Origin of the sequence: Serpens gallinarum (genome assembly GCF_014836765.1) — a bacterium.
Taxonomy (GTDB): Bacteria; Pseudomonadota; Gammaproteobacteria; order Pseudomonadales; family Pseudomonadaceae; genus Serpens; species Serpens gallinarum.
The window spans coordinates 203,763-226,729 of sequence record NZ_JACSQG010000001.1; the positions used below are offsets into that span (position 1 = coordinate 203,763).

Annotated in this window: 19 protein-coding genes; 9 read left to right on the plus strand and 10 right to left on the minus strand. The window is 61.4% G+C overall.

Features of this window, described 5'->3' with window-relative positions; translation table 11 throughout:
- The first annotated feature begins 19 nt into the window (after positions 1-19).
- Positions 20-655, plus strand: a complete 636-nt coding sequence (locus H9642_RS00980; protein WP_251834546.1) for a LysE family translocator — start codon at positions 20-22, stop codon at positions 653-655.
- Between the two features lie 28 nt (positions 656-683).
- On the opposite strand, the gene H9642_RS00985 is transcribed toward H9642_RS00980, so the two are convergent.
- The 3 genes from H9642_RS00985 to H9642_RS00995 form a co-directional block, all read right to left on the minus strand.
- Positions 684-1,199, minus strand: a complete 516-nt coding sequence (locus tag H9642_RS00985; RefSeq protein WP_251834547.1) for a hypothetical protein — start codon at positions 1,197-1,199, stop codon at positions 684-686.
- Positions 1,200-1,290: 91 nt separating this feature from the next.
- Positions 1,291-3,087, minus strand: a complete 1,797-nt coding sequence (locus H9642_RS00990) for a sodium:solute symporter family protein (protein ID WP_251834548.1) — start codon at positions 3,085-3,087, stop codon at positions 1,291-1,293.
- 4 nt (positions 3,088-3,091) lie between these two features.
- Entirely contained in the window at positions 3,092-3,349 is a 258-nt protein-coding gene (locus tag H9642_RS00995; RefSeq protein WP_251834549.1) for a DUF4212 domain-containing protein, read from the minus strand.
- Between the two features lie 254 nt (positions 3,350-3,603).
- Here H9642_RS00995 and dbpA point away from each other — a divergent pair, with 254 nt between their 5' ends.
- Together dbpA and H9642_RS01005 are read left to right on the plus strand one after the other, a co-directional pair.
- The gene (dbpA, locus tag H9642_RS01000) at positions 3,604-4,983 is read left to right on the plus strand and encodes an ATP-dependent RNA helicase DbpA (protein WP_251834550.1); all 1,380 of its coding nucleotides are present in this window, start codon (positions 3,604-3,606) and stop codon (positions 4,981-4,983) included.
- Entirely contained in the window at positions 4,980-6,170 is a 1,191-nt protein-coding gene (locus tag H9642_RS01005) for a BaiN/RdsA family NAD(P)/FAD-dependent oxidoreductase (RefSeq protein ID WP_350027849.1), read from the plus strand. Before dbpA ends, H9642_RS01005 begins: the two co-directional genes overlap by 4 nt.
- Positions 6,171-6,366: 196 nt before the next feature.
- On the opposite strand, the gene H9642_RS01010 is transcribed toward H9642_RS01005, so the two are convergent.
- The 7 genes from H9642_RS01010 to H9642_RS01040 form a co-directional block, all read right to left on the minus strand.
- Positions 6,367-8,274, minus strand: a complete 1,908-nt coding sequence (locus H9642_RS01010) for a beta-ketoacyl synthase (protein WP_251834551.1) — start codon at positions 8,272-8,274, stop codon at positions 6,367-6,369.
- A 260-nt stretch (positions 8,275-8,534) separates the two neighbouring features.
- On the minus strand, positions 8,535-9,884 hold the full coding sequence (gene nhaA, locus H9642_RS01015; protein ID WP_251834552.1) for a Na+/H+ antiporter NhaA: 1,350 nt from the start codon (positions 9,882-9,884) through the stop codon (positions 8,535-8,537).
- Positions 9,885-10,081: 197 nt separating this feature from the next.
- Positions 10,082-11,365 (minus strand): C4-dicarboxylate TRAP transporter large permease protein DctM, encoded by a 1,284-nt coding sequence (gene dctM / locus H9642_RS01020; RefSeq protein WP_251834553.1) that lies wholly within the window; start codon positions 11,363-11,365, stop codon positions 10,082-10,084.
- Complete coding sequence (locus tag H9642_RS01025) at positions 11,366-12,001, minus strand: TRAP transporter small permease (protein WP_251834554.1); 636 nt, start codon at positions 11,999-12,001, stop codon at positions 11,366-11,368.
- Between the two features lie 144 nt (positions 12,002-12,145).
- On the minus strand, positions 12,146-13,138 hold the full coding sequence (gene dctP / locus H9642_RS01030; protein ID WP_251834555.1) for a C4-dicarboxylate TRAP substrate-binding protein DctP: 993 nt from the start codon (positions 13,136-13,138) through the stop codon (positions 12,146-12,148).
- Between the two features lie 233 nt (positions 13,139-13,371).
- Positions 13,372-14,769 carry a sigma-54-dependent transcriptional regulator gene (locus H9642_RS01035; RefSeq protein WP_251834556.1) on the minus strand — a complete coding sequence of 466 codons (1,398 nt, stop codon included), beginning with the start codon at positions 14,767-14,769 and terminating at the stop codon, positions 13,372-13,374.
- Positions 14,766-16,580: a sensor histidine kinase gene (locus H9642_RS01040; protein WP_251834557.1), complete on the minus strand. Its 1,815-nt coding sequence runs from the start codon at positions 16,578-16,580 to the stop codon at positions 14,766-14,768. The genes H9642_RS01035 and H9642_RS01040 overlap by 4 nt, the downstream gene beginning before the upstream one ends.
- 272 nt (positions 16,581-16,852) lie before the next feature.
- Between H9642_RS01040 and ahpC the strand changes: the two genes are divergently transcribed.
- The 6 genes from ahpC (at position 16,853) to H9642_RS01070 (ending at position 22,960) form a co-directional block, all read left to right on the plus strand.
- Positions 16,853-17,416, plus strand: a complete 564-nt coding sequence (gene ahpC, locus H9642_RS01045) for an alkyl hydroperoxide reductase subunit C (protein WP_251834558.1) — start codon at positions 16,853-16,855, stop codon at positions 17,414-17,416.
- 123 nt (positions 17,417-17,539) lie between these two features.
- Positions 17,540-19,096 carry an alkyl hydroperoxide reductase subunit F gene (gene ahpF, locus H9642_RS01050; RefSeq protein WP_251834559.1) on the plus strand — a complete coding sequence of 519 codons (1,557 nt, stop codon included), beginning with the start codon at positions 17,540-17,542 and terminating at the stop codon, positions 19,094-19,096.
- A gap of 419 nt (positions 19,097-19,515) precedes the next feature.
- Positions 19,516-20,133: a PAQR family membrane homeostasis protein TrhA gene (trhA, locus tag H9642_RS01055; RefSeq protein ID WP_251834560.1), complete on the plus strand. Its 618-nt coding sequence runs from the start codon at positions 19,516-19,518 to the stop codon at positions 20,131-20,133.
- Positions 20,134-20,288: 155 nt separating this feature from the next.
- The gene (locus tag H9642_RS01060) at positions 20,289-21,287 is read left to right on the plus strand and encodes an ABC transporter substrate-binding protein (RefSeq protein WP_251834561.1); all 999 of its coding nucleotides are present in this window, start codon (positions 20,289-20,291) and stop codon (positions 21,285-21,287) included.
- Between the two features lie 96 nt (positions 21,288-21,383).
- Positions 21,384-22,190 carry an ABC transporter permease gene (locus H9642_RS01065; protein WP_251834562.1) on the plus strand — a complete coding sequence of 269 codons (807 nt, stop codon included), beginning with the start codon at positions 21,384-21,386 and terminating at the stop codon, positions 22,188-22,190.
- On the plus strand, positions 22,190-22,960 hold the full coding sequence (locus H9642_RS01070; protein ID WP_251834563.1) for an ABC transporter ATP-binding protein: 771 nt from the start codon (positions 22,190-22,192) through the stop codon (positions 22,958-22,960). The genes H9642_RS01065 and H9642_RS01070 overlap by 1 nt, the downstream gene beginning before the upstream one ends.
- Positions 22,961-22,967: the final 7 nt, after the last annotated feature.

Below are 22,967 nucleotides of genomic sequence, written 5' to 3' on the forward strand. Positions count from 1 at the left end.
AAACTGCGAGGTCGCCGCCATGCTCGATCCGACCTATTGGCTGCTGTTCTTCTCCGCCGCGCTGGCCCTCAACCTGGCGCCGGGTCCTGATCTCTTGTTCGTGCTGTCGCGCAGCATTGCCCAAGGTCGGCGCTGCGGCATCGCCGCGTCCTGCGGGGTGTGCAGCGGAGCCTTGGTGCATGTCTTGGCTGCGGCGCTTGGGCTTTCGGCGATCCTGGCCACATCGGCGTTGGCCTTCAGCGTGTTGAAGTGGATCGGTGCCGCTTATCTGCTGTATATCGGCTGGCAGGCGCTGCGCTCCGCCGGGCGCAGTTTCACCGCTGTGGAGCAGGTGGCACCCAGCGGCAACGGGTGGCAGATTTATCGCCAGGGGGTGCTGGTCGACCTGCTCAATCCCAAGGCGGCGATCTTTTTCATGGCGTTCCTGCCGCAATTCGTTCGCCCTGAACTTGGCCATACCACGCTGCAATTGCTGGGGCTTGGCATGCTGGTCATCGTCGTGGCGATTCTGGTCGAGCTTGCATTGGTGCTGGCGGCCAGCCAGGCCACCGGCCTGTTGCGCCGTCGCCCAGCGATTGCCGCTTGGCTGGAGCGCGGCATGGGCAGCCTGTTGGTGGCATTGGGGCTGCGTCTGGCGCTGAGCGAAAAGGCCTGATGGCCTTCTGGCCCCTCCGGTACCTGAGTTATGCGGAGGCGGGACAGACTGCAACAAACAGCGGGCTGGTGCGCTCGATGACCTGCGGCGTTTCAGTCAGCGCCCGATTGTGTTCTGAGACCGGGATCATTTGTGCTTGCGTGCAATTCAAGACGTAGCGCCTATGAGTGACCACATCAAACGCCTTTTTCTCGAAGCGATACTGGATGAATTCAACCAGGGTCAATCCTTCGAGGTGGCGTGTTTGGGTATTCGCGCTGTCGACCACGGTAAACGCCGTGGTCATCGGAAAGAGATAGGTCCAGGGTCGCCAGAAGGCCTCGCCCTGTTCGCTGGAGACCACAACGACGCCCTCCGGCTGGCGGGAGGTTTGATGGTCGAACCAGCTGTATTCAAAATAAATCTGGTAGCCCAGCATGCCGATACCGGCGAACACCGGGATCAGCCAGTTAGGCGCGTTGTTTTTAGACAGGACGCGAATCAGCAGGGCAATGCCCGCTGCGCCCAGACCCGCAAAGATAGTTGCGACTAAATGCCAAAGCATACTTTTCTCTTCTTATAAGCAAGCGGGCCTCGATTAAGAGGCCCGCCCGCGATAGGCCTGTCAGCGTTTTGCTGCAGGAGCTGTGAGTTGCTTAATGATCAAGCGCCGCACCGGCACCTTTCGGGTAACGCACGCTATCAACCAGGTCGCGGATGCGTTGCGGCGTCGTTTCAGTGACGCTGCACACGCTGTAGGCGACCGCAAAGTTGATCACAGCACCGATTGCACCAAAGGATAGGGGCGAGATACCCATGACCCAGTTGTCCGGCGTGTTCGGCAGCATGTTGGTGCCCGGGATGAAGAACCAGCCCAGGTAGGTGAAGATATACAACAGGGTGGCAGTCAGGCCTGCCAGCATGCCGGCAACCGCACCCTTATCGTTCATCTTCTTGGAAAAGATACCCATCATCAGCGCCGGGAAGATCGACGCTCCGGCAATACCGAACGCCAATGCCACCACCTGCGCGGCAAATCCCGGCGGATTGAGTCCCAGCCAGGTGGCCAAAACAATTGCGGCAGCCATCGAGATCCGTGCTGCAAGCATTTCGTTTTTCTCGGATATCTTCGGATTGATGATTTTCTTGATCAAGTCATGACTGATGGCCGACGAAATCGCCAAGAGCAGACCCGCTGCCGTCGACAGTGCCGCGGCTATCCCGCCCGCCGCGATCAAGCCGATTACCCAGCCCGGCAGATTGGCAATTTCCGGGTTGGCCAGCACCAGAATGTCGTTGTTGACCGTCAGCTCATTGCCGGCCCAGCCACGCGATTCCGCTTCTGCGGCAAAGGTGGTGTTGGTGTCGTCATAAAACTGGATACGGCCATCTTCGTTCTTGTCCACGAACTTGATCAAGCCTGTTTCTTCCCAGGTCTTCACCCACTGCGGACGCTCTTCATAGGCTAGGGGGGAACCCAGAGCCTGATCGTAGTTTTCCACTTGCCCCGCGGCTTCCGGGTAGACCGTGGTGAGCAGGTTCAGACGTGCCATGGAGGCAACGGCAGGCGCCGTCAGGTACAGGAGCGCGATAAACACCAGAGCCCAGCCGGCCGACCAACGCGCATCGGCAACCTTCGGTACGGTGAAGAAGCGAATGATCACGTGGGGCAGACCGGCAGTACCCACCATCAGCGACAGGGTGAACAGCACCATGTTCAAGTGGCTCGGCACATCCGCTGTGTAGTCGGTGAAGCCGAGTTCAACCAGAACTTCGCTGAGCTTGCCCAGCAAGGGTGCGCCCGACTCGATATGGGTACTGAACATCCCCAGGCTGGGAATGACATTGTTGGTCAATTGCAGAGAAATGAATACGGCAGGAATGGTGTAGGCAATGATCAAGACAACATATTGCGCCACCTGTGTGTAGGTGATGCCTTTCATGCCGCCGAAAACTGCGTACACGAATACCACCAGCGACGCGATCCAGATGCCTGCCTCGCTGCTCACTTCCAGGAAGCGAGAGAACGCAACACCGGCACCGGTCATTTGCCCGATCACATAAGTGACGGATGCCAGGATCAGGCACAGCACCGCAACCAATCGTGCGCTCTTGCTGTAAAAACGCTCGCCAATGAAGTCCGGTACGGTGAATTGGCCGAATTTACGCAAATACGGCGCCAGCAGCATCGCCAGAATGACATAGCCGCCGGTCCAGCCCATCAAGTAAGCAGAACTTGCATAGCCCGTGGCGGCAATGATGCCGGCCATGGAAATGAACGACGCGGCTGACATCCAGTCGGCCGCGGTTGCCATGCCGTTGGCTATGGGGTGAACGCCCCCTCCTGCAACGTAAAATTCTTTGGTGGACCCGGCGCGGGCCCACCAGGCAATTGCGATGTAAAGAGCGAATGAGCCACCGACGAACAGCATGTTGATCATGAATTGACTCATGCTGTTACTCCTCCACATCGAATTGTTTATCGATCTTGTTCATTCTCCAGGCATAGAAAAAGATCAAGGCGATAAAGGTCAGAATGGCTCCCTGTTGGGCGAACCAGAAACCAAGGTCGGCCCCACCTACATCGATGCCGGCCAACAACGGCCGTAGAAGAATGCCGAAGCCATACGAAACCAGTACCCAGATCACGAAGCAGCAGGTAATCAAGCGTAGGTTGGCAGACCAATAGGCAGCAGCTTGTGTTTTATCTTGCATAGGCTCATCTCGTGTTTTGTATTTATTGAGTTGATGTAGCGTTGCCAGACAAATTTATAGAGAAATTACGCGCAGAATAACCCCCTGTTTTAGTCTTTTTTCTTTTTTTTTGTATCTGCCCGGTTTTGAGGAAAGGCTCTGGGCAGCCCATTACGCGCCAGGTAGTGCGGGCAGCGGCGCCTGCCCGGCGGCTCTGCCTGAGCCGTGCAGCCTGATACACTGCACGCCATTTTTCGCACCCCAGGCCTGCCTCTGTGACCACCTCTGCTTTCTCCTCCCTGCCGCTGTCCGCCGCCTTGCTGTCCACTATCGAGGACCTTGGCTACAGCGCCATGACGCCGATCCAGGCGCAGAGCCTGCCGCTGATCCTCAAAGGCCAGGATCTGATCGCCCAGGCCAAGACGGGCAGTGGCAAGACCGCCGCCTTCGGCATCGGCTTGCTGCACCCGCTCAACCCGCGTTACTTCGGCTGCCAGGCGCTGGTGCTCTGTCCGACGCGCGAGCTGGCCGACCAGGTGACTAAGGAAATCCGCCGCCTGGCGCGAGCCGCTGACAACATCAAGGTGCTGACTCTGTGTGGCGGCATGCCATTCGGCCCGCAGATCGGCTCGCTGGAACACGGCGCGCATATCGTCGTCGGCACGCCGGGCCGCGTGCAGGAGCATCTTGCCAAGGGCACCCTGAAACTGGACGGCCTGAACACCCTGGTGCTCGACGAAGCCGACCGCATGCTCGACATGGGCTTTATCGATTCGATCAGTGCGATCATCGAGCAGACGCCGGCACGCCGGCAGACGCTGCTGTTTTCCGCCACCTACCCCGAAGGCATCGAGCAGCTGGCTGCACGCTTCCTGAAGAAGCCGGCGCGGGTCGAGGTGGAAAGTCAGCACGACAACGCGCAGATCGAACAGCGTTTCTACGAAATCGAACCGCAGCGCCGTATGGAAGCGGTGGCGCAAGTGCTCGACCATTACCGGCCCACCTCGACCATCACCTTCTGCCAGACCAAGATCCAGTGCGACGAACTGGTGGCCTTTCTCAAAGCCCGTGGCCTGAGCGCAGCCGCCTTGCATGGCGACCTGGAACAGCGCGATCGGGATCAGGTGCTGACGTTGTTCGCCAACCGCAGCCTCAGCGTGCTGGTGGCCACTGACGTGGCGGCGCGCGGCATCGACATTGCCGGCCTCGACCTGGTGCTGAACGCCGAGCTGAGCCGCGACCCGGAAATCCACATCCACCGCGTCGGCCGTAGCGGTCGCGCCGGTGAGAAGGGCCTGGCGGTATCGCTGGTCGCGCCGAGCGAGGCGCAGCGCGCCAGCGCCATCGAAGACCTGCAGCAACGTGCGTTGAACTGGAAAAACCTCGACAGCCTCAAGCCGAACGGCAGCGAGCTGCTGCGCCCGCCGATGATCACCCTGAACATCGGTGGCGGGCGCAAGGACAAGGTGCGCCCCGGCGACATCCTCGGCGCGCTGACCGGTGATGCCGGCCTCAAGGCCGAGCAGGTCGGCAAGATCGCCCTGTTTGATCACCAGGCGTATGTGGCGGTGGAGCGCAGCGTTGCGCATCAGGCGCTGCTGTGCCTGCAGAACGGCAAGATCAAGGGCCGCTCGTTCCGGGTGCGTAGCCTGTGAGTCATGCCACCGATGTGCTGATCATCGGCGCCGGTGCCGCCGGGCTGATGTGCGCCTTTCAGGCGGCCATGCGCGGCCGCCGCGTGCAGGTGCTCGAGCACGCCAACAAGGCCGGCAAGAAGATTCTCATGTCCGGTGGCGGGCGCTGCAATTTCACCAACCTGTATGTCGAGTCCGGCAACTTCCTATCCGCCAACCCGCACTTCTGCAAGTCGGCGCTGGCGCGCTTCACCCAGTGGGATTTTCTCGAACTGGTCGGCAAACACGGCGTGGCCTACCACGAGAAGAAGCTCGGCCAGCTGTTTTGCGACGGCAAGTCCAGCGACATCCTCGACTTGTTGCTCAACGAATGCCGCGAAGCCGATGTGCAGATTCACCTGGATACCTCGGTCGAGACCATCGCTCCGTGCGACGGCGGCGGTTATCGCCTGACCACCAGCATGGGCGAATTCGTCTGCCAATCATTGGTGATCGCCACCGGCGGCCTGTCGATTCCCACGCTGGGCGCCAGCGGCTTCGGTTATCAGATAGCGCGTCAGTTTGGCCACAGCGTGCTGCCAACCCGTGCCGGGCTGGTACCGTTCACCCTCACCGATCCGCAGCTCAAACAGCTGTGCACAGAGCTGTCCGGCACTTCGGTGGAGGATTGCCGGGTCAGCTGCAACGGGCAGAGTTTCGTGGAGAACATCCTGTTCACCCACCGTGGCCTGTCGGGACCGGCGATCCTGCAGATTTCTTCTTATTGGCAGCCGGGCGACCGCGTCGAGATCGACCTTTTGCCGCACCTGGAGCTGCCTGAATGGCTGCCCGAACAGCAGCGCGAACGGCCCAACACGGAACTCAAAACCCTGCTGGGCGAGCTGTTCACCAAGAAGATGGCCGGGCTGCTGTGCGAGCAGTGGTTCGTCTCCAAGCCGCTCAAGCAGTACACGCCAAGCGAACTGAACGCTATCGCCGAACAGTTGCAGGCCTGGCAACTGGTGCCGGCCGGCACCGAGGGTTACCGCACCGCCGAAGTCACCTTGGGCGGCCTGGATACCCGTGAAGTTTCTTCGAAGACCATGGAGTCGCTGAAGGCGCCGGGCCTGTACTTCATCGGCGAGGTGCTCGACGTCAGCGGCCACTTGGGCGGCTTCAACTTCCAATGGGCCTGGGCCTCGGCCTACGCGGCGGCGCAATACGTCTGAACCCGTTAAAACCTCGGCAGACGTAGGGTGGATGACGCTTTTACATCCACCAGTGCCCCCGCTCGGTGGACAAAAAAAACGTTGTCCACCCTACATGTCCAAGCCATACGCTGCACATAAAAAAACCGCGCCGTTGTAACCAACGACGCGGCAAGGGGAACCGGGTGCAGCGGCGTCGTTCAGGCGCCGCCGCGGATCAGTCGAGCATGTCGCGGTAGCGTTCGTCCTGCTGGTAGGTCACCGGCTGTGCGAAGCCCGGTACCTGGATCAGCTGATCGGTGATGAGCAGATCTTGGTCATGAATCATATCCAGGCCGAAGTTGTAGATCACGTCGAAGTCGCCCTGCAGCGCGCGTTCTTCGTAGGCCTGGGCGTTGGCGCGGGTCTGTTCGCGGCGGGCCAGGTAGTCGTTGAAGGCGGCTTCGCCGTGGCGCTTGCGCAGCATGCGTTCGGCCACATGGGGGGCCAAGACGTAGCCGGTGGCGTTGTTGCCGCCAAAGCCCTTGGAGTTGAGGAAGCACACGTCCAGCGTCTGCTGGTCGCGCGCAACGTCGGCAGTGGAGATCTGCAGGTGATCTTGGTGCACGTCGTCGGCGACCCGGTCGATGGTCTTGATGCCGGGAATCAAGCCGTACTTGAACGAGCCGAGGGCGGCGATCAACTGGTCGGCGCTGGCCGGGGCCAGGGAGTGGCCGACATAAGCCTTGACGGCTGCCACCGGCCAGCCGTCGATGCCAAACGTAGTGGCGATGCGGTTAAGCAGTTCAGATTCGGTGGTGCGGTTGGCCGGGGTGCTGGAGCCGTGGGCATGCACGAAGCTGCGCTGGCGTACGCCGTCGATGCCGACGATTTGCGCGGCGCTGGCCACGGCCTTGGCCAGGGTCAGGTAGTTGCCCGGGCCGGGAGCGGAGATCGAACGCTTGAAGCCGTCGGCATTGACGAAGACATCTGGGGTCGCGCCATGGATATCGGCGCCCAGTTGCAAAGCCAACTCGTCATCCATCAACACCACGAACTGGCAGGACTCGGCCAGGGTGAAACCGCAGTTCTCACCGAATGGGCGGCTGGCGCGGCGGAAGTCCACCTCTGGCTTGCCTTCGATGGCGCGCAGGCCATCCTCGGTGGCCAGGGCGCTCATGGCGCCGTAGCCGTCGACGCATTCGACGGTGACCGGCGCTTCGCTGTTGCCGACGATCACCACCCGCGAGCGGCCGTCGACGATACTGTCGATGCCCTTTTGCAGGTTGTAGAGAAAGGTGGCGCAGGCGCCGGTCATTGCGCCGGTGCTGCCGACGCTGCCCAGCACATACGCATTGATGAAGTCCGCCGGCATGGTGTTCAGGCCCAGCGGCAATTGCTTGGAGGAGACCCGTCCACCTTTCAGGCGCGCTTGCATCAGGCCGCCATAACCGTTGTCGTCGAGCTGGCTCATGATGCTGCCGGCGTGCACGGCGATCTGGTCCGGCGGTACGCTGTCGGTGATGGTTTTCCAGTCGATGCCGATGGAGCGCAGTGCATCGGTCATGCCGACCACGGACATCTGCAGGCCGCGGGGGTGGAAGCGCGAGTTGTACAGCTCGCCGGGCTCGAAACCGGTGGGCAGTTGCCCGGCGGATTTCACCGGCATTTCGCGATAACTGTCGACCTTGAAGTCGCAGCTGCCGTTGAGGGTGACGCGCACCTCGTTGCCCGCCAGCGGCTCGATGCTCCAGTTGGCCGGCAGCGGCTCGGGCAGCTGCTTGCGGCTGGTGGTGAAGCTGAAGGGCGCGTCGCTGTCGCTGTTCAGGCTGATGCTCTTCTGCCAATGAGTGGCATCGACGTCGAAATACTGTTTTTCGATGCGACGGATCAGCGTGTGATCGAGAATCTGCCGGGCGTAGCGGGTTTCGATGTCAGCCAGGGTCAGTGCCTGGTCGTCGCTGTCGCGGTAGGCACCGTTTGCGTAGCGCACCAGCTTCATCATGATCGCCAGGCCGGCGAGGGTCTGTTGACGCGCCTCACTGTCCAGGGACTCGATGACCATACGCCGGAAACCGTGGTGGAACGAGCTGCGCCCGGCGGAGTTGTAACCACCGAAACCAACGATGACAGGTAAGCGAGACATAACCCGGAAAACTCCTTACGCAAAGGGCCTGGCGCCCGAAGGTGGGGGTGACAGGCCTGAGGCCGTCGATCATGCCGACTGCGTTCAGCCAGCGACGGACAATTCTTGTGGATGCCTATGCTGACGCGGCACTCGACCATCAAGTCACGGCGGTAACCCAATGGTCGTAGATTTCAGGGTGGCCGTGGCAGGCCGTTCGTCTGTTGCCGCGGCTTGGTTGCAAAGGTTTGGCGAACAGGTGGCGCCTTTCCAGCGAAGCATTAAGCACGGCTGCGCGCCCGTTTGAACAGCAGCACGCCCCACAGGAAACCCACGCAGGCCGCAGTGGCGGAGCCCAGCAGGATGCCCAGCTTGGCGGCGCTCAGCAGGTTCTCGCTGGTGAAGGCCAGGTTGGCGACGAAGATCGACATGGTAAAGCCGATGCCGCCCAGCAGCCCGATGAGCAGCACGCCGTTCCAATTCATGTCCGGTGCCAGCCGGCACAGACCGAGGCGCACGGTGATCCAGGTGGCCAGGAAGATGCTCAGGGGCTTGCCCAGCACGAGCGCACAGAACACGCCGAACATGACCTTCTGCGAGTCGGCGAGGGCGAGGTCGACCGTGCCCAGCGCCACGCCGGCATTGGCCAGGGCGAACAGCGGCATGATGCCGAAGGCCACCCAGGGGTGCAGGGCCTTTTGCACGCGAATCACCGGGGGCAGCAACTCGCGCTGGGTCTTGCGCAGCTCGCTGAGCGGCTGGGCCAGTTCATCCGCCTGGCCCTGCCCGGCCAATCTGCGTACCTCATCGAGATTGCTGGCCAGCGCCTCCAGCGGATGGGCATGGCGATACAAGCGTACTACGGGCGTCATCAGGCCCAGCACCACACCGGCCAGGCTGGGATGCGCGCCCGTTTTCAGCAAGCCGAACCAGATGACGGCGCCGGGAATGACGTAGGCATAGGCCGTGCCGATGCCGATCCATTGCAAAGCCAGCACCATCAGCATGCCGAGGCCGGCCACCAGCAGACCGCTGTAATCCAACCCGCCGGAATACACCACGGCGATGATCAGCACGGCGATCACGTCATCGATGATCGCCAGGGTCAGCAGAAAGATGCGAAGGCTACTGGGAATGCCACGGCCCAGCAGGGCGAGCACACCGATAGCGAAGGCAATGTCGGTGGCGGTCGGAATCGCCCAGCCATGGCTGAGCGGTGCCTGCTGGTTGAAAGCCAGGTAAAGCAGCGCGGGTACCAGTACGCCACCGAAGGCCGCGATCACCGGCAGGGCAGCCTGGCGCAGGTTGGCCAGGGCACCGTCGTGGATTTCGCGGCGGATTTCCATGCCGACCACCAGGAAGAACACCGTCATCAGCGCATCGTTGACATAGAAATGCAGTGAGCGGGTGAACTGCCAGTCGCCCAGCCCCAGGGTGATGGGCAGGTGCCAGAGTGCCTCGTAGCTCTGTGCCTGTGCGGAGTTGGCCCAGATAAGGGCGATCAGGGTGGCGATCAGCAATGCCGCGCCGCTAACGGCTTCGATGTGGATAAAGCGTTCGAGGGCGGAGAAAGCCTGCTGGGTATAGCGCTGAGCCCTGGAGGCAGGGCGATAGGACAAGGGTTGTGGCATACGGAACTCCCTGCGTGGCGGCCCGACCTCGCATGAGTTTTTTAACCTGCTTCACCGAGCAGCCGGTGAATGCACCCGTGCCGAATTATAGGGACCGGCATCAGGCAAAGGGCAGGCATACGGCTATAGGATGAGGGTAGGCCAGAAAGCACAAAGCCCGGCACTAGGCCGGGCTCCGTGTTTACGCAAGGGTTGAGTTACGGCATACCCAGCCAGTTTGGCAGGCCCAGCGAGATCGAGGGCACATAGGTGACCAGCACCAGGAAGCCGAGCAGCAGGCACAGCCACGGCATGGCTGCGCGGATTACCTGCGGCACTGTCATGCCGGTCACCGCTGAGGTGACGAACAGGTTCAGGCCCACTGGTGGGGTGATCAAGCCGATCTCCATGTTCACCACCATAATGATGCCCAGGTGGATCGGATCGATACCCAGCTCCATGGCAATCGGGAACAGGATCGGCGCCAGAATCAGGATCACCGCAGACGGTTCCATGAACGCACCGGCGATCAACAGAACTATGTTCACCACCAGCAGGAACTGCCAGGGCTCCAGACCCATGCCCATCACCATGCCGGTGATCTGCTGCGGGATCTGCTCAGTGGTCAGCACGTGGGCGAACAGCATGGCGTTGGCGATGATGAACATCAGCATGATGCCCAGCTTGCCAGAGTCCAAGATCACATGAGGGACCTGCTTGAAGGTCAGGTCCTTGTACACGAAGATCGCGATGAACGCCGAGTACACGGCGGCCACGGCGGCGGCTTCGGTCGGGGTGAACATGCCGGAGTAGATACCGCCGAGGATGATCACCATCAACAGCAGGCCCCACATGGCTTCGCGGCCGGAGCGCAACCATTCGCGCAGCGATGCGCGCGGCATGGCCGGCAGGTTCTTCTTCACGGCAACGATGTAGATCGCCACCATCAGCACCAGGCCCAGCAGAATGCCCGGGACGACACCGGCCATGAACAGCTTGCCAACCGACTGTTCGGTAGCAGCGGCGTATACCACCATGACAACCGACGGCGGAATCAAGATGCCCAGGGTACCGGCGTTGGTCACGATGCCGGCGCCGAAGGCTTGCGGGTAACCGGAGCGCACCATGCCGGCAATGGCAATGGAGCCGACCGCGGCCACGGTGGCCGGCGAAGAACCGGACAGGGCGGCGAACAGCATGCATGCCAGTACGGCGCCAATGGCCAGACCGCCACGGATATGGCCGACACAGGCGTTGGCGAAGTCGATCAGGCGACGGGCCACGCCGCCGGTGGTCATGAACGCACCGGCCAGCAGGAAGAACGGAATGGCCAGCAGAGTGTAGTGCTCGGAGGTTTCAAACAGCTTGATCGCCAGCGAACGCACGGAGTCGTTACTGAAGAACATGATGGTCATCGAGCCGGCCAGGCCGAGGGAAATGGCAATCGGCACGCCGATGAACATCAGCGCGAAGAGCAGGGCAAACAGGAACAGAATGGACATTTACTTGCGCTCCTCGGTGTCGACCTGATTCAACTTTGTAGCGTCGGCGGCTTCGTCAGCCAGGCCCAGGCCCAGTTGTTGGCCACGCAGGATGCGCACAAGAATTTCAGCGAAACGAATGAAACACATGAAAAAGCCGAAGGGCACGATGGCCGCGATGTGCCATTGCATGATGCCGTAGTGGCCGAGATCTTCTGCACCGATGCCGGCTTTGGCCAGGGTGTAGACCCACTCCACACTGGATTCGCCCAGCAGGCCGGCGTAGCCCAGGCAGACCAGGCAGGCAATGGTGCCGACGATACGCTGATTACGGGTATTGAGCAGTTTGACCAAAGCGTCGACGCCGATGTGGCCGGCGGTGCGTACGCCATAGGCGATGCCAAAGAAGATCAACCAGGCGAACAGGGCCTTAGTCAGCGCGTTACCCCAGGTCATCGCCTGGGCCATGCTGAGAATGGGATCGCCTATGGCGTACCAGAAATTTTCCATGCTGGGGAAGGTATCCCCGAAGTAATAAAACATGGAGTAGAGGTTGTTGAGCATGACGTAGACAAAAGTCACCAGTGTCATGGCTGCAAGCAGGAAGACGATAAAGCCTTCCTCGAAGTGATCCCAGAGGCGCCGCAGGGCGTTCATGGATGACATCTCCTGATTGATTGGCAGTTATTGGAGGCGTCGCAAGAGCGAACGGGGAGCCTTACCTGGCAAAGCGTTTCTGTTGCCGGAGAACCCTGCAACAGAAGCGGGTACGCGCAAACGTACCCGCCGCAACAGTCTTACTTACTGTTGGTTGGAGGCTTCGGCGGCCTTGATCAGGTCGGCGCCGATTTCAGCTTCGAACTTCTTCCACACCGGCTTCATCGCATCACGCCATTTGGCGCGCTGCGCGTCAGTCAGGGTGAGGATTTCGGTGGTGCCGGCAGCCAGGATGCGCTGCTTGTCACCTTCGTTCAGGTCGTTGGCCAGCTTGTTCACCTCAACGCTGACTTCATCCATGATGCTGCGCAGCTCGGTGCGAATGTCGGCCGGCAGGCCTTCCCAGAACTTGGTGTTGGTAATCACCATGTAGTCGAGCAGGCCGTGGTTGGACTCGGTGATGTAGCTCTGCACTTCGTGCATCTTCTGCGAGTAGATGTTCGAGTAGGGGTTCTCGGCGCCGTTTACCACGCCGGTCTGCAGGCCCTGATACACCTCGGCAAAGCTCATCTTGCGTGGGTTGGCGCGCACAGCCTTGAACTGCTCGTCCAGTACGGCGGAAGCCTGTACGCGGAACTTCAGGCCGCGGGCGTCTTTCGGCTCGCGCAGGGGCTTGTTGGCCGACAGCTGCTTGAGGCCGTTGTGCCAGTAGCCCAGACCGGTGATGCCCTTGTCTTCCATGGAGTTGAGCAGGCTCTGGCCGGCTTCGCTCTTCTGGAAGCGGTCCACCGCCTCGATGTTGTCGAACAGGAAGGGCAGGTCGAAGATCTGCACGCCCTTGGAGTAATGCTCGAACTTGGCCAGCGACGGAGCAATGATGTGTACATCGCCCAGCAGCAGCGCTTCCATTTCCTTGCCGTCGCCGTACAGCGAAGAGTTCGGGTAGACCTCGACGCGGACTTTGCCGGGCAGGCGTTCTTCAGCCAGCTTCTTGAATAGGTTGGCGCCCTGCCCCTTAGGAGTGTTCTCGGCAACCACGTGGGAGAACTTGATCAGGATCGGGTCGGCCGCCTGGGCCATACCAGCGATGCTCAGGGACAGTGCGCAGGCAATTGCCTTGGCAGATAGCTTGAACATTTGGAATGCTTCCTCTTTGTTTTATGTATCGCAAGTGCGATGGCGCGTTGATGCCAGCCGCAGTCTAATGAATCATCTGACCGATAGCACCGGACATCCTCTAAAGCGTGTCTCGTTTAACGCGCTCTATGATATTAGCAATAGGTATGCCAGACCTGCGAAGCCGTGTGAACCTTATCGCACTGGCGTTGTATGCGCAGGCAAGGGGCGCTTTCTGGCGGATTACCGCCACGCTAGTCGGCAACCTCTGGCGAGTTTCCGCCAGCTTCATGAAAACTCAGCCCATGCTTACGCAATTTGTCGTGCAAGGTCTTGCGCGGCAGGCCGAGGGCTTCGGCGAGGCTGCGTAGTGAGTTGTGCGGCTGATTGAGTTCCGCCGCGATCAAGGCGCGCTCGAACGCCTCGACCTGTTCGCTGAGGCCGCCCGTCACCGACGAGGTCTCTGCGCCGACCTCTTCTGTCTCATGCTCCAGGCCCAGGCCCAATCCCAAGGCGAACCGCTCGGCGACGTTCTGCAGCTCGCGGACGTTGCCGGGCCAGTCGTGGCGCAGCAGTTGGGCCCGTTGCGCCGGCTGCAGCATGGGGGGCGGCAAACCGTGGCGGGTACTGGCGGCCTGGGCGAAATGCTCGAACAGAAACAGCACGTCATCGCCGCGCTCGCGCAGTGCGGGGGTTTTCAGGGGCGCGACGTTCAGCCGGTAATAGAGGTCGGCGCGGAAACGTCCCTGATCGGCGGCCTGACGCAAATCCTCCTTGGTCGCGGCAATCACGCGGATGTCCAGCGGGATCAGTTGGTTGGAACCCATGCGCTCGACCGTCCGTTCCTGCAGCAGGCGCAGCAGTTTGACCTGCACATCGAGGCTCATGCTCTCGATCTCATCGAGAAACAGGGTGCCGCCATTGGCATGTTCGAACTTGCCGATGCGCCGCTTGGCCGCGCCGGTGAAGGCTCCGGCTTCATGGCCGAACAGTTCGCTCTCGACCACCGACTCGGCCAGAGCGCCAGCATTGATGGCCACGAAGGGGCCGCTGCGGCGACTGGACAAGTCGTGCAGAGCGCGCGCCACGACTTCCTTGCCGGTGCCGGTTTCGCCGAGGATCAGCACATCGGCGGAGGTCGCCGCCAGGGCGCCGATCTGCTCGCGCAAGCGCTGCATGGGCGGGCATTGGCCGAGCAGGCGGCCATCCAGCTGCTGGCGGTCGGCCAGGGCCAGACGCAAGCTGCGGTTGTCCACCACCAGGCGACGTAGATCCAGTGCGCGACGCACGCTGTCGAGCAGTTTTTCGCTGGCGAAGGGCTTTTCGAGGAAATCGTAGGCGCCGGCGCGCATGGCCTGCACGGCCAACGGCACGTCGCCGTGGCCGGTGATCAGCAAGATCGGCAACTGCGGGTCCTGGGCCTGAATCTGTTCGAGCAATTGCAGGCCGTCGAGACCGGGCATGCGGATGTCGCTGACCACCACGCCGGGCCAGTCAGGGTGGATGCGCGCGGCGACATGCAGCGCCGAATCCAGCGCCACGACCTTGAGTCCCGCCAGGTCCAGGGTTTGGCTCAGTGCCTGGCGTAAATGGGGATCGTCGTCGATCAGCAAAACCTGGATAGCGCTGTCAATGGCGAATTCCGTGGTCATGCGGGAAGGTCCTCGGGCGGATAGGGGTTGACGCCGGGCGCGCCGGTGCGCAGACGCAAGGTCAGCACGGCGCCGCCTTGGGGGTGGTTTTCGAACAGCAGTTCGCCGTCCAGGGCGCGCATCAGGCTGTCGCAGATGGCCAGGCCCAGGCCCAGTCCCTGGGTGCTGGTCTTGGTGGTGAAAAAGGGCTCGCAGGCACGTTGCAAGGCTTCGTCACTGAAGCCTGGGCCATTATCGCGAATGCGCAGCTCAATGCTGTCTTCGGTCTGTGTGGTGTGCAGCCAGAGCTTGCGGGGCTGGGGTTTTTCGGCCAGGGCATCCAGCGCGTTGCCGATCAGGTTGCTGAGCACCTGGCGCAGCCGGGTCTCGCCCGCCTGCACCCAGAGCGGGGCGTCCGGCAGGTCGCGGATCAGTTCGACATCCATGGCCCGGCGTCGCTGGCTGTGCAGGGCAATGGCATCTTCCAGGGCCGGTTGCAGGGCGATGCTTTCCGGCGCATGACGGTCGCGACGGGCGAAGGCGCGCAAGTGGGCGATGATCGAGGCCATGCGGGCGGTCAGCGCGCTGATCTGCTGCAAATTGCCGTGCACGTCATGGTGGCGTTGGTGCTCCATGAGTACACGGGCGTTGTCGGCATAACTGCGGATCGCCGCCAGCGGCTGGTTGAGTTCGTGGCTGATGCTCGCGCTCATGGTGCCCAGCGCCGACAGTTTGCCCGCCTGCACCAGTTCATCCTGGGCACGCACCAGCTCCTGCTGGGCATGTTCGCGTTCCAGCACTTCTTGCTTGAGGCGGCTATTGAGGGTTTCCAGGGCGCGGGTACGCTCCTGCACACGTAACTCCAGGTCGCGCCGTGCCTTGGTACTCAGATCGATACGTTCCAGGTAGTGGCGCTGACGCTGCAGCCAGAGGCCGAACAGCAACAGCACGGCGAGCAGGGCGATGACGCCGCCGCCGATCACGCTGCGCACGGGGCGGTCGATCAGGCTGGTGGGCGCGAGAATACTCACCGTCCAGTCGATTTCTTCAAGCTCGCGCTGTTGCGACAGCCAGACCCCTGCGCCGAGTTCCAGCGGCTGTAGCTCCTGGGTCGGATAAGGCTTGTGAAAGGCGATGGCCGCCCGTTCCTGATCTGTCTGCTCGCGGGTGAGGCGAAAGCGCCAGTCCGCATGGGAGGTGAGAATCACCACACCCTGGCCGTCGGTGACGAGCAGGCGTTCGGGTGCGTTGCCCCACAGGGTCTCCGTGTGGTCCAGATCGACCTTGACGACCAGTACGCCCAGCGCTTCGCTGCCGCTGTAAACGGCTGAGCCAAAGTAATAACCCCGTTTGTCCGAGGTGTTGCCGAGGCCGAAAAAACGACCCAGCCGACCATCCATCGCATCGCGAAAATACGGCCGGAAAATGAAGTTGCGCCCGACGAAACTGTCTTTTTGATCCCAGTTGGACGCGGCCAGGGTCAGCCCCTGTGCATCCATCAGGTAGATGACATCGGCGCCGGTCTGCTGCTGCAGTTGCTTGAGCACATGGCTAGCCAGCTCCTGAGAGGCGGAGTTCTGTGGGCTGAGCAAGGCATTGCGTAGCACCGGCAGGTTGCCAAGGATGGCCGGCAGGTTCTCATAGCCACGCAAGGTGCCGAGCAGGTTGGCGACATACAGATCCAAAGTCTGGCGATTCTGCTCGATGAGTTTGGCGTGGTAATGGTTTTCAGCCAGGTATTTCAACGGCCAGAGCAAGGCTGCCAGCGCCAGCGCAAATGGAACCAGGCGCCGCCAGCGGGGGCGTTTGAGGTAAAGCTGGAATTCGGACATAGGCAAGCGTACTTCGGCAAGCGAAACATAGGGTGGCTGGAAAAGAGCCCTGCGGGCAAGTGGCGACGACCAACGTCGGCCGGGGCGCGTTTGGTTCGGGCGAGCGGGTTGGCATCCCTTGAAACTCAGCTAAACGCCCCAAGCTAGAGGAGAGGAAGCGTGATTGGTCGAATCTATCGATAGCATTTAGTTAATAAATTAGTGCTTGTCGACTGATCGGCTAAGATGCCTCTCGTAAATTTTAAACACCTGAACCCCCAAGGAGTCAGTAAATGTCCGTTATCAACACTCAGATCAAGCCGTTCAAAGCCCAAGCCTTCAAGCAGGGCAAGTTCATCGAAGTTACCGAAGCTGATGTGAAGGGCAAGTGGTCCGTATTCTTCTTCTACCCGGCTGACTTCACCTTCGTATGCCCGACCGAACTGGGCGACGTGGCTGACAACTATGCCGAGCTGCAGAAGATGGGCGTAGAAGTTTACTCGGTCTCTACCGACACCCACTTCACCCACAAGGCCTGGCACGACAGCTCCGAGACCATCGGCAAGATCCAGTACACCATGCTGGGCGACCCGACCATGCAGATCAGCCGCAACTTCGAAATCCTGCGTGAAGACCAGGGCCTGGCCAACCGCGGTACTTTCATCGTTGACCCGGAAGGCATCATCCAGGCTGTGGAAATCACCGCCGAAGGCATCGGCCGTGACGCTACCGACCTGCTGCGCAAGGTCAAGGCTGCCCAGTACGTTGCCGCCCACCCGGGCGAAGTCTGCCCGGCCAAGTGGAAGGAAGGCGAAGCGACTCTGGCTCCTTCCCTGGATCTGGTTGGCAAGATCTAAAACAACCCACCACGGTTGTAACGCTATAAGGGGCTGAAACCCGGTCCCTGCTAGCCCGACGCCCGGGCGTGATCCGTCCGGGCGTTTTATTTCCTGAATTTAGTGAAACGGGGTACCGCACACATGTTGGACGCCAATCTTAAAACCCAGTTGAAGGCCTACCTCGAAAAGGTCACCCAGCCGTTCGAGATCGTCGCGTCCCTCGATGATGGCGCGAAATCCCAGGAACTGTTGGGCCTGCTGCAAGACATCACCAGCCTGAGCGACAAGATCACTCTGCGCACCGATGGCAATGATGCACGCCGCCCTTCGTTCTCGTTGAACCGCATCAACGGCAACATCGACCTGCGTTTCGCAGGTATTCCGATGGGCCACGAATTCACCTCGCTGGTGCTGGCGCTGCTGCAAGTCGGCGGCCACCCGTCCAAGACCAGCCAGGACGTGATCGAACAGATCAAAGCCATCGAAGGCGACTACTCCTTCGAAACCTACTACTCGCTGTCTTGCCAGAACTGCCCGGATGTCGTGCAGGCGCTGAACCTGATGGCCGTGCTCAATCCGAACATTCGCCACGTCGCCATCGACGGCGCGTTGTTCCAGGATGAAGTCGAGGCACGCCAGGTCATGTCGGTGCCGAGCATCTACCTGAACGGCGAACTGTTCGGCCAGGGCCGCATGGGTGAGGAAGAAATCCTCGCCAAGCTGGACACCAACGCTGGTGCCCGCGACGCTGAAAAACTCAACGCCAAGGACGCCTTCGACGTGCTCGTCATCGGCGGTGGTCCGGCGGGCGCAGCGGCAGCGGTGTATTCCGCCCGTAAGGGCATCCGCACCGGTGTTGCTGCCGAGCGCTTCGGCGGGCAGGTGCTGGACACCATGTCCATCGAGAACTTCATTTCGGTGAAGGCCACCGAAGGCCCGAAACTGGCCCGCGCTCTGGAAGAGCACGTGCGCGAATACGACGTGGACATCATGAACCTGCAGCGTGCCAGCAAGCTGATCCCGGCCGCGACCGAGGGTGGCCTGCACACTGTCGAGTTCGAGAACGGTGCGCAGCTCAAGTCCAAGACGCTGATCCTGTCCACGGGCGCCCGCTGGCGCGAAATGAACGTGCCGGGCGAAGCCGAGTACAAGGCCAAGGGCGTGTGCTTCTGCCCGCACTGCGACGGTCCGCTGTTCAAGGGCAAGCGTGTGGCGGTCATAGGCGGCGGTAACTCCGGCGTTGAAGCCGCCATCGACCTGGCCGGCATCGTGGGCCACGTGACCCTGCTGGAGTTCGGCGAAAGCATGCGTGCTGACGCGGTGCTGCAGAGCAAGCTGCGCAGCCTGCCGAACGTGACCATTCACCTGATGGCGCAAACCACCGACGTGCTGGGCGATGGCCAGAAGGTCACCGGCCTGGTGTACAAGGACCGCACCAGCGAAGAGCTGCACACCGTCGAGCTGGAAGGCATTTTTGTGCAGATCGGCCTGCTGCCCAACAGTGATTGGCTCAAAGGCAGCGTCGAACTGAACCGCTTCGGCGAGATCATCGTCGACGCCAAAGGCCAGACCAATATCCCTGGCGTGTTTGCCGCCGGTGACGTGACTACAGTGCCCTACAAGCAGATCATCATCGCCACCGGCGATGGCGCCAAGGCGTCGTTGAGTGCCTTCGACTATCTGATCCGTCAGGGCTAAGAAATACCTAAATGCCTGCGTGCACAGGCCAGGCCCCGTGGTGAAAACCACGGGGCCTTTTTTATGTCCGACTGATTTGGCGCGCTACGGTCAGCACAGCTCCTGTAGGGTGGATGTCGCTTTTCCATCCACCCAGGCCCCGCTCGGTGAACCGCCACCCGGTGGACCGCCCCCCGGTGGATCGATGAAGCGCGACACCCTACGTATCTGATACTGCCCTTCGCGGCGAGGTCGCCACTCCCACAGACCTGAGGGTGTACAAAGCAACTGTGAGAGGCCCGACCTCGGGCCGAAGCATTGCCGTTCAATCGGCTGGCTGGTCTGGCCATCCGGGCTCATCCTGGGGCACGACGATGCGCTTGCGGTCATACTTTCCTGCCATAGTTGAAACGGGCCAATCAGGGGAGGCAACACATAGCATGTATCACGGAGAACGACTCAACGCCTGGACGCATCTGGTCGGCGCGGTTCTTTCCTTTATAGGTGCAATCTGGCTGTTGGTACTGGCCAGCCTGGATGGCGATCCATTGAAAATCGTCGGGGTAGCGGTCTACGGGCTGACCTTGCTATTGCTCTATACGATTTCCACCGTCTATCACAGCGTACGCGGGCGCGCGAAAGTGATCATGCGCAAGCTTGATCACCTGTCGATCTACTTGCTGATTGCCGGCAGCTACACGCCGTTCTGCCTGATCACCCTGCAAGGCGCCTGGGGTTGGACGTTGTTCGGGATTGTCTGGGGCATGGCGCTGATCGGCATGTTGCAGGAAATCAAGCCGCGTTCCGAAGCGCGGGTGTTATCCATCGTCATTTATGCACTGATGGGCTGGATCGTGCTGGTGGCGGTCAAGCCGCTACTCGCCGCCCTGGGGCGCGCGGGCTTTACCTGGCTGGCCGCCGGGGGCGTGCTGTATACGGTGGGCATTGTTTTCTTTGCCTACGACACGCGGTATCGCCACTGGCACGGTATCTGGCACCTGTTCGTCATTGCCGGCAGCTTGCTGCACTTTATTGCCATTCTCTTTTATGTGCTGTGAGGCGCGAGGCATCGGCATCGTGCGACTTGGCCGCCACTAACGGCTGAATAATGTGAATTCTTTGATAGGAATGGGTTGGAAGACAACCGTTCGTCACGGCTTGGCGTAGAATCCCCAGGCCATTTCCAGGCGTCATTCGGGAGAAATGCATCACCATGTCTCTGTCCTTCTTGCGCGGCCTGCTGGTCGCCACCTGTTTTGGCATGTTGGCCGGCCAGGCCCAGGCTGCCACCCTCTCTGCTGATCTAAAGCCCGAAGCCGGCACGCTGAAGCTCGGCGTACAACCATGGCTGGGTTATGGCCAGTGGTATGTCGCTGAAGATCAGGGGCTGTTCGAGGCCAATGGCTTGAATAAAGTCGAACTGATTAACTTCAACGAAGACAAGGACATGAACGCCGCGCTTGCCAGCGGGCGCATCGACGCCGGCAACCTGGCGACCCACACCGCCATGGCCATGGTCGCCGCCGGCCTGCCGGTGAAGATCGTTCTGCTGCTCGACCAGAGCACCAGCGCCGATGCGCTGATCGCCGATGCCTCGGTCAAGACACTCGCCGACCTCAAGGGCAAGAGTGTCGCCTACGAGGAAGGCACCACCAGCGACATCCTGCTGCACAGCGCGTTGGCCAAGGCCGGCATGAGCCTGGCCGATGTGAAGCCGGTGCCGATGCCTGCATCTTCCGCCGGCAGCGCGCTGCTCGCAGGCCAGGTACCGGCTGCGGTCACCTACGAGCCGTACCTGAGCGCCGCGGCCCGGCAAGGCGCGAACATCCACACGCTGTACCAGGGTTCCGACGATGCCGGCTTGATCAGCGATGTGCTGGTGGTGCGTGAAGACGTGCTGAAACAGCGCCCCGGTCAGGTTCTGGCGCTGCTGAAAAGTTGGGATGCGGCCTATACGCACTTCCAGGCCCAGCCCGAACAAGGCCGCGCCATCATCGCCAAGGGCGTCGGCGCCGATGTCGGTGAGCTGGACAGCGCCTTCGCAGGGGTGCAGTTCTACTCCCTGGCCGATAACCAGCGCGAGTTGCAAGGCAGCTTCGTTGGCGACACGTGGCAGCACATCATCAAGGCCGCCGGCAACGCCGGTATCCTGCCGCAACCGATCGATCCCGAGCAGATACTCGACACCCGTTTCGTCGATACCCTGAAGTAACCGAACGGCGCCCCGCAGCGACGCGGGGCGTCAGCGCTGCCTGTTTTTATCGAGAGAACCACCCAGCGCCAGGGCAGGCCGAGGGTGGTCATGATTATGCCCCTACGCAAAGCGTCCCCTCTGTTCACCATCGGCAAGCCCCTGGCGCGTCGGCCGCAATGGCTGATCGGCATTGGCGTATTCGTCGTGCTCGGCCTGGCCTGGTACCTGTCCACCGCCAGTGGCCTGGTGCCGAAACTGTTTCTGCCCCATCCCGCCGACGTCTGGGCCCGCATGGTCAAACTGGCTGTTGAAGGCACCTTGTGGGCCGACCTCAAGGTCAGCCTGTATCGCATCCTGGTGGCTTTTCTGGTGTCCTCGGCCATGAGCATCGTTGTCGGTGTGCTGGCCGGTTGCTATGGCTTCTGGAAGGCCGTCAGCGAGCCGCTGGTGGATTTCATCCGCTACATGCCGGTGGTGGCCTTCGTGCCGCTGAGTATTCTGTGGACCGGCACAGGTGACATGCAGAAATTCCTGATCATTTGGATCGGTACCTTCTTCCAACAAGTGCTGATGGTCATGGACGCGGTCAAGCGGGTACCGCAGGATTTCATCGGCCTGGGCCGCACCCTGGGCCTGAAGGATCGCCGCATTCTGCTGCGCATCGTCCTGCCCAGTGCGTTGCCGGGCATCTGGGACGCCTTGCGCATCAGCCTGGGCTGGGCCTGGACCTGGCTGGTGCTGGCCGAACTGGTGGCTGCCAGCTCCGGCCTGGGCTATCGCATCACCGTGTCGCAGCGTTTCTTTCAGACCGACACCATCATCGGCTACATCCTGCTGCTCGGCGTGCTCGGGCTGATTACCGATCAACTGATGCGCGCCGCCGAGCGCGTGTTGTTCCGCTACAACCGGAGGCGCAGCTGATGGCCAGCCTGGAAATCAAGGGACTCACCAAGAGCTATCCCATGGGCAGACAGCGTCGCGAGGTGCTGTGCGACATTGACCTGACCCTGGCCGACAACGAATTCGTCTCCCTGGTGGGCACCTCGGGCTGCGGCAAAAGCACGTTGTTGTCGATTGCCGCCGGCCTCGAGGATTTCGACCGCGGCGCGGTGCTGGTGGATGGCCAGCCGATTACCGGCGCCGGGCTGGATCGCGGCGTGGTGTTCCAGTCCTACACCTTGCTGCCCTGGCTGACCGCGCGGCAGAACATCGAGTTCGCCCTGAAGGCCGCCGGTCACGGGCGCGGCGAGTGCCGCGAAATCGCCGCCGAGCACCTGGAGCTGGTCAAGCTCAGCGCGTTCGCCGAGGCCTACCCGAACGAACTTTCCGGCGGCATGCAACAGCGCGTGGCCATCGCTCGCGCGCTGTCCTATCGACCGAAGATCCTGCTGATGGACGAACCCTTCGGCGCGCTGGATGCCATGACCCGCCATCAGATGCAGGACCTGCTGACCCGCATCTGGGAAAGTCACCGGCTGACGGTGATGTTTGTCACCCACGACATTGAAGAGGCGGTGTACCTCTCCGATCGCATCGTGGTCATGGGCCTCGGTCCGGGACGGATCAAGACCAGCTACCACGTCGGCCTGGCGCGTCCGCGTCATGAAGACATGGTGTCCACCGCGGATTTCATCGCGTTGCAGCGCGAGGTGTTGCGCTCGATCCGCGAGGAAGAACGCAAGGTGAGCTGAACCTTCT